4 protein-coding genes are annotated in these 2,712 nt (G+C 59.2%); 1 reads left to right on the top strand and 3 read right to left on the bottom strand.

Annotated features, from left to right (window positions below; translation table 11 throughout):
- Positions 1–422 precede the first annotated feature (422 nt).
- From RXV88_RS23405 to RXV88_RS23395, 3 genes are all read right to left on the bottom strand, one after another.
- Positions 423–725 carry a hypothetical protein gene (locus tag RXV88_RS23405; RefSeq protein WP_316296140.1) on the bottom strand — a complete coding sequence of 101 codons (303 nt, stop codon included), beginning with the start codon at positions 723–725 and terminating at the stop codon, positions 423–425.
- Between the two features lie 122 nt (positions 726–847).
- Entirely contained in the window at positions 848–1,318 is a 471-nt protein-coding gene (locus tag RXV88_RS23400) for a DUF1772 domain-containing protein (protein WP_316296138.1), read from the bottom strand.
- A gap of 12 nt (positions 1,319–1,330) precedes the next feature.
- Positions 1,331–1,960 carry an NAD(P)-binding oxidoreductase gene (locus RXV88_RS23395; protein WP_316296136.1) on the bottom strand — a complete coding sequence of 210 codons (630 nt, stop codon included), beginning with the start codon at positions 1,958–1,960 and terminating at the stop codon, positions 1,331–1,333.
- An 87-nt stretch (positions 1,961–2,047) separates the two neighbouring features.
- Between RXV88_RS23395 and RXV88_RS23390 the strand changes: the two genes are divergently transcribed.
- On the top strand, positions 2,048–2,635 hold the full coding sequence (locus tag RXV88_RS23390; protein ID WP_316296134.1) for a TetR/AcrR family transcriptional regulator: 588 nt from the start codon (positions 2,048–2,050) through the stop codon (positions 2,633–2,635).
- Positions 2,636–2,712 lie beyond the last annotated feature (77 nt).

Here is a 2,712-nt window from a genome sequence, read left to right as displayed (position 1 = left end):
ATGTTCCGACGCTACGAGGCCGCCCTGCCCGTCTCAACCGGAATCCTTCTGACAAAACCATAACGACACAAGCCGCCTGATCATGACCTCAGGCCATCTGGGAAATTACACCAGCTTGACGGACGTGACCTTCCTGCCTCGGTCCCATCATCGCCAATCCTCCCGCTCGCTACGAGAATTGAATCAGCCACTCGCACATCGATCAAGCCAGAGTTTTTCAACAAAATCAGCCCAAAGCCGCCATGGTCACGACCGGCGGTAAGCGGCCGATTTCTGCGGACAACACCGACGTCGACCTTGCCAGCAAAGCTGCCGCTTTCGGAGAAGGCACATCGAAGACGAAATGACGCCCGACAGACTTCCGCACGATGAGAAATCACCAAGGGTACAAGGAGGCCGAGAATGGCCCTTCCGCTTGGAGGTCAGCCTTCGAGCAGCTTCTTTCTTGCAGCGTAGTCATCGATATCGATCTCTCCGCGGGCCAGTCGCAAGTCAAGCTCCGACAGGGCGTCGGATGCTCGGCTTGTTTGCGGTCCGTGATCGATGCGCCGGACGAACCAGATAACGCCGACGACAATGAGACCCAGCACGATGAGCCACAGGATCGGGCCGAACATCATGCCGAACCCGTAGCCGTAGCCCCAATCCATCATGTGCCCGTACCTCTCTGTATCGGCAAACGCCGGTGACGTGAAAAAGATCGTAGGTATTGCGACACGAAACATCCTCGCCTCCGTAAGCTATCGGCCGGAAGTATCCATTGGGCGCGCGCCAAAGTCGTTGATCGGGATCAACTTGTCCCAGCATCTGCCCTTCACGCGCGGCAATGCGGCCCGCCTGCGCTGTCTCAGACCATATGAGCAGCTGTCAGCCAGCAGACAGCCGCCAGCGCGGAACCCGCGGTTCTTGCGTGGTTCAGCCGAGTCCATCTCTGCGCATAGCGGGGCCAGTAGTCTGCGGTTTCGCGTGGCTGGCCGTCCATGGCATCGAGGCGCGTGTTCATTGGTACATTGCCCATGCCGGTCACGGCAAAGACACCGATCAGATAGGCAACAACTCCTGCCAACGTCAGCGCCCGTGCCGCGCCTTCAAACTGCCAGAGCGCCAAGATACCAAGGGTTGCTGACACTGGCACCAACCCCATGAGTAGCACCATGAAGACCGACCGATAGACCGTGCGGTTCAGCCCGACCATGCCCGCGGCCCCTTGGGATGCAGGGGCCTGTGCCAACCCCCGCATGATGAAATCGGAAAAGCCGAGAAACACTCCGGCCACCAGCGCGACGGCGATGCCCGCGTTCATCAATATCCATTCCATAGTTCCTGCTCCTCAGCTCGACAGACCAACGGCGCGGCCGATGTATTGGCGGTCGGATAGCTGGCGGGTCAGGAAACGGGCCAACTCGCTGCGCGCGATTTTCAAATCGAGGCCGCGGGCCGTATTCGGCACATCCTCGATAACCGGGCGTGCGGTGGCCCTGTCGGTGAAGGCACCGGGGCGGACGATGGTCCAGTCCAGACCGCTCACCTCGATCAGCTGCTCCTGCAACTCGTGATCGCGGAAAACGGGGGCGAGCAGGGCCCCGAACATCACGCGCTTCCACCAGAAGTTCAGCGTGGGCCAGCTATCGCGCGCGCCCAAAGTGGATTGTGCAATCAGGCGGCGGATCCCGTGGGTCTGCATGGCCTTGATGACGTTCATCGTGCCTTGCGAGCGAATTTTGCTTTTGCGCGACATCCCGGCACCAAGGGTCACGACGACAGCCTCATGCCCTGCGACGGCGTCTGTCACGTCAGACAGTTTCATCGCATCGCCAGCGACGAGGCGCAGCTTGGGATCATCCAGGTTCAGTTTCCCGGGCGAACGGGCAAAGGCGGTGACGGTGTGGCCAGCCTTCAGCAGGTTTTCAACAGCCAGACGGCCAACGGTCCCGGTGGCGCCAAAGACGATGACTTTCATTGTGGTTTTCCTTTCGAGGTTGCAACCGGCCAAATACTTGACACGCTGTAAAGTTGACACGATGTCAATAATCGGTAACTTGACATGATGTCAAGAGATTCATCCAATACCCGCAGCCGCATCCTCGATTGCACTTGGAACCTTCTGGAATCCGGGGATAAAAAAGTTCGCATGTCCGATATCGCCAAGGCGGCGGGCATCAGCCGGCAGGCGCTCTACCTGCATTTTCCCACGCGGGCAGAGCTATTTGTGGCCACGACTCGTCACATTGATTCCGTCAAGAACGTGGATGCGCGACTGGCGGACAGCAGGGCTGCGGCCTCTGGCCAGGAGCGGCTTATGGCCTTCATCAGCGCTTGGGGCAGCTACATTCCTGAAATCCACGGCATGTCCGTCGCCCTACGTGCAATGCAGGACAGCGATGCAGAGGCCGCAGCGGCATGGAATGACCGGATGCAAGCCGTCAGGCATGGGTGTGCCGCCGCAGTTCAGGCTTTGGCAGCAGCCAGGATGCTAAGACCTGATTTAGACGAGCAAGCCGCAACCGATATCCTTTGGACGCTTCTGTCGGTTGAAAACTGGGAACACCTGGTACGCGACTGCGGCTGGTCGCAATCGCATTACGACAGCCTGATCAAAAGACTTGCGGGCTCAGCGCTTCTGGCGACACCTTGAATGGGTGCTGCCAGACGGATTCGAACCCGTCTCCACAAGGACAGTAGGACTTCCCTTATACCGCGCCAAGTTCGCGC

It is taken from the genome of Aestuariicoccus sp. MJ-SS9 (assembly GCF_032586235.1).
Taxonomy (GTDB): domain Bacteria; phylum Pseudomonadota; class Alphaproteobacteria; order Rhodobacterales; family Rhodobacteraceae; genus Aestuariicoccus.
This window is presented reverse-complemented; position numbering and strand designations above follow the sequence as displayed.